We start from the raw sequence: 3813 nt of genomic DNA on the forward strand, positions 1-3813 counted from the left end.
CAGTGAAGTATGCAGAGAGGTCGTAATGAAATGTTCACGACGGAAGTTTATTAAAGCGCAGGCTGTAGCATCCGCAGCAGCAGCGATTGGAATGACGATTCCGGTGAAGGCCAGTAATGTGGTGACGGATGCTTCGAAAACGCGGTTGAAATGGCAAAAAGCGCCGTGCCGGTTTTGCGGAACAGGGTGTTCGGTGAACGTAGGGGTAAAGGATGACAAAGTTGTCGCCACCCACGGTGATATCAAGTCACCGGTAAATCGCGGGTTGAACTGCGTGAAGGGATACTTTCTCTCTAAGATTATGTACGGCGATGATCGTCTGACTCAACCTATGCTGCGCATGAAGGGTGGCAAGTACGATAAAAATGGTGAGTTTACGCCGGTGAGCTGGGATCAGGCCTTTGATATTATGGCTGAAAAGTGGAAGGGCACCTTGAAGGATAAAGGACCGGAAGCTATCGGTATGTTTGGCTCGGGCCAATGGACGGTTTATGAAGGCTATGCCGCATCGAAACTGATGAAAGCGGGGTTCCGTTCCAATAATATTGAGCCAAACGCCAGGCACTGTATGGCTTCGGCCGTTGTTGGCTTTATCAGGACGTTTGGTATTGATGAGCCGATGGGGTGTTATGACGATATCGAAGCGGCCGATGCCTTTGTCCTCTGGGGATCTAACATGGCAGAGATGCACCCCATTTTATGGACCCGGGTCACTGACAGGCGTTTATCGAGTCCGCATGTAAAAGTCTCGGTTTTATCGACGTTTGAGCACCGAAGCTTTGAATTGGCAGATATTCCTATCGTTTTCACTCCTCAATCTGATCTTGCCATTCTTAACTTTATTGCCAACTACATTATTACCAATAACAAGGTCAATCAGGACTTTGTCAGCAAGCACGTTAACTTCCGCCGCGGGGCGACCGATATTGGCTATGGGCTTCGTCCTGAGCACCCATTGCAGCAGAAAGCAAAGAACCCTGATAGCGGCGGCTCTGATCCAATGACCTTTGATGAGTTCAAAGAGTTTGTATCGGAATATACGGTAGAAAAAGCCAGTGAGCTTTCAGGTGTGAAACCGGACAAGCTTATTGAGCTGGCAGAGCTATATGCCAACCCTGATACCAAAGTCGTGTCGTTCTGGACCATGGGCTTTAATCAGCATACTCGCGGGGTGTGGTGTAATAATCTGGTCTACAACATTCACCTGCTGACCGGTAAAATTTCTACTCCCGGTAACAGCCCGTTCTCACTGACTGGTCAGCCTTCGGCCTGTGGTACGGCCCGTGAAGTGGGGACTTTTGCCCATCGTTTGCCTGCCGATTTGGTGGTTGCCAACCCTGAACATCGTAAAACAGCGGAAAAGATCTGGAAACTACCAGACGGGACTATCCCGGGTAAAGTCGGTGCCCATGCGGTATTGCAAAACCGTCTGTTACGCGACGGCAAAATCAATGCTTATTGGATCCAGGTGAACAACAATCTCCAGGCTGCTGCCAATATCAACGAGGAAACCCTGCCAGGTTATCGCAACCCAGATAACTTCATTGTTGTTTCCGAGGCCTATCCAACGGTGACGGCTCAGGCAGCCGATCTGATCTTACCTACGGCGATGTGGGTCGAGAAAGAAGGTGCGTACGGGAACGCAGAGCGCCGAACACAGCTTTGGTATCAGATGGTCAAAGCGCCCGGTGAGTCAAAATCCGATCTTTGGCAGTTGATGGAGTTTTCAAAACGCTTCAAAACCGAGGAAGTGTGGCCGAAAGAACTGCTGGATGCGAACCCGAATTACAAGGGAAAAACGCTATTTGATGTGTTGTTCATCAACGGCCAGGTCAACAAGTTCCCGCTGTCCGATCTGCCGGAAGGGCAGATTAATGATGAAGCGACAGAGTATGGCTTCTATGTCCAAAAAGGGCTGTTTGAGGAATATGCCGAGTTCGGCCGTGGCCATGGCCATGACCTTGCACCGTTTGAGATGTATCACCAGTCTCGTGGGTTACGTTGGCCGGTTGTCGACGGCAAGGAAACCCTATGGCGCTACCGTGAAGGTTCGGATCCATATGTGAAAAAAGGCGCGGGTTTTGAGTTCTACGGTAAGCCTGATGGCAAAGCGATTATCTTCGCCCTGCCATTTGAGCCGGCAGCAGAAGCACCGGATAAGGATTATGATCTCTGGCTTGTAACCGGACGGGTACTGGAACACTGGCATTCAGGCTCTATGACGCAACGGGTTCCCGAGCTGTTTAAGTCTTATCCTAATGCCCAAGTCTTTATGCACCCTGAGGATGCTAAATTAAGAGGATTGCGACGCGGCGATGCGGTTAAGGTTGTTTCCCGGCGTGGTGAAATAATAACAAGGGTGGAAACACGAGGTCGAAACAAACCACCCAAAGGTTTGGTATTTGTTCCGTGGTTTGATGCCAGTCAGCTTATTAACAAAGTGACCTTGGATGCAACCGATCCACTGTCCAAGCAGACTGATTTCAAAAAGTGCGCAATAAAAATAATGAAAGCATAGGAGTGAAAAATGAAGGGTTTAATTTCCGTACTTCTATTGCTATCGGCAGCTTTGTCACTTTCCGCCGCGGTTGTGGTTGCAGCAACAGCGATCGTCGATGAGGAGCTGGCGACGTTACGTATGTCGCCGTTAAATACTCAGGCCGAGCCTCCGGTGATGAGCCATCCTCTGAATACTGACATCATTCCGAAGCGAAGCTATCCGATGCAGCCGCCGGTTATTCCGCACAAGATAGACAATTATCAGGTCGATCTGAATGTGAATAAGTGCATGTCCTGCCATGCGAGGAGCCGAGTCGAGGAAACCCAGGCACGAATGATCAGTGTGACCCACTATATGGATCGTGATGGGAACTTCCTCGCAGAGCTTTCTCCTCGACGGTATTTTTGCCAGCAGTGCCATGTGGTACAAACCGATGCGAAGCAACTGGTCGGTACTGATTTCACAGATCTTGACACCTTGATTGATCAAGAGCAGTGAGGAGGTAGCCAGTATGTGGAACTGGATAAAGAAATGGTGGCAACTCGTTCGCTCTCCGTCGAAGTATTTCAGCCTCGGTTTTTTAACTTTAGGCGGGTTCATTGCCGGGATCATTTTCTGGGGGGCCTTTAATACAGGTATGGAATTTACCAACAGTGAGCCATTTTGTGTGAGTTGCCACAGAGAAAATGTCTATCAGGAAATTCAGGGTACGATACATTTCACAAATCGTACCGGCGTGCGGGCTATTTGCTCGGACTGTCATGTTCCCCATGACTGGACCGACAAAATGGCGCGTAAAATGCAGGCTTCAAAAGAGGTATATGCTTGGGTTACCGGCGCAATTTCGACATTGGACAAATTTAACGAAAGGCGGCGTGAAATGGCGGACAGAGAGTGGGCTAGGATGAAGAAAAACGACTCGCTGGAGTGCCGTAACTGTCATGAGTTTGTCTATATGGATTTTACGCGCCAGTCCCAGCGAGCGTCTAATCAACACTCGACGGCTTTGGCCAGTGGAGAAAAAACCTGTATTGACTGCCATAAAGGTATCGCCCATAAGCTACCTGATATGCATGGTGTCGAGGGATTCTGATTATTTTATCGTGAAAAAGCCAAAGGGTAACAAGTTACTTGTTACCCTTTTTCTTTCAAATTTATATCGGCACCTTGAATCCATTTGATTGGTGTAAAAATTGTCAAAAATGGCTGCATCTTTTTGTATTTTTTCTGAAAAGGTGACATCAGGCCAATTATTGTTATGAAAAGTAAATACTTCTATTACTTACTAAGCAGAGGTAATAAAATGCTTTGCT

The 3813-nt window shown here is 48.3% G+C and carries 3 protein-coding genes; all 3 read left to right on the forward strand.

Going from position 1 to position 3813, the window contains the following annotated elements; all coding sequences use genetic code 11:
* Window positions 1-25 precede the first annotated feature (25 nt).
* Genes napA through MHN01_RS19580 form a run of 3 tightly spaced genes read left to right on the forward strand, consistent with a single transcriptional unit; the run spans window position 26 to window position 3593 of the window.
* Window positions 26-2518 (forward strand): nitrate reductase catalytic subunit NapA, encoded by a 2493-nt coding sequence (napA, locus tag MHN01_RS19570; RefSeq protein WP_239412887.1) that lies wholly within the window; start codon window positions 26-28, stop codon window positions 2516-2518.
* A 9-nt stretch (window positions 2519-2527) separates the two neighbouring features.
* Window positions 2528-2998 (forward strand): nitrate reductase cytochrome c-type subunit, encoded by a 471-nt coding sequence (locus MHN01_RS19575; protein WP_239412888.1) that lies wholly within the window; start codon window positions 2528-2530, stop codon window positions 2996-2998.
* A gap of 13 nt (window positions 2999-3011) precedes the next feature.
* The gene (locus MHN01_RS19580) at window positions 3012-3593 is read left to right on the forward strand and encodes a NapC/NirT family cytochrome c (RefSeq protein ID WP_239412889.1); all 582 of its coding nucleotides are present in this window, start codon (window positions 3012-3014) and stop codon (window positions 3591-3593) included.
* The last annotated feature ends 220 nt before the right edge of the window (window positions 3594-3813 follow it).

Source organism: Photobacterium sp. OFAV2-7, from assembly GCF_022347985.1.
GTDB lineage: Bacteria > Pseudomonadota > Gammaproteobacteria > Enterobacterales > Vibrionaceae > Photobacterium.

Coding starts and splice junctions, on each gene's coding strand:
- napA (WP_239412887.1), top strand. CDS start 26: ATGAAATGTTCACGACGGAAGTTTATTAAAGCGCAGGCTGTAGCATCC.
- MHN01_RS19575 (WP_239412888.1), top strand. CDS start 2,528: ATGAAGGGTTTAATTTCCGTACTTCTATTGCTATCGGCAGCTTTGTCA.
- MHN01_RS19580 (WP_239412889.1), top strand. CDS start 3,012: ATGTGGAACTGGATAAAGAAATGGTGGCAACTCGTTCGCTCTCCGTCG.